The sequence below is a fragment of the Pauljensenia sp. UMB3104 genome, from assembly GCF_030217285.1.
GTDB lineage: Bacteria > Actinomycetota > Actinomycetes > Actinomycetales > Actinomycetaceae > Pauljensenia.
In genome coordinates this window covers 1-251 of sequence record NZ_JASONN010000447.1, presented here as the reverse complement: position 1 = coordinate 251, position 251 = coordinate 1, and the positions used below count along the sequence as shown (strand labels likewise).

General features: G+C 65.3%; 1 pseudogene. It reads right to left on the bottom strand.

The features are described 5' to 3' along the window. Positions 1–251: pseudogene (locus tag QP415_RS12360) on the bottom strand (alpha-amylase family glycosyl hydrolase); the annotation flags it as partial.

Sequence of the window (251 nt, the reverse complement as noted above, 5' to 3'; positions counted from 1 at the left end):
CAGGGAGGGGCCGGCGTCGCCGCCCTCGCACGTATGGTTGTAGACGACGTCGAGAATGACCTCGATACCAGCCTGGTGCAGGAGGGAGACCATGCCTCGGAACTCGTCGACAACCGCCTGGGCACCGCGTTCGCGCGAGGCCTCGGTCGCGTAGGAGGGCTCGGGCGCGAAGAAGGAGAGAGTCGAGTACCCCCAGTAGTTCGTCAGGCCTCGTTCAGTGAGGAAGGGTTCGTCGCACTTAGCGTGGACGG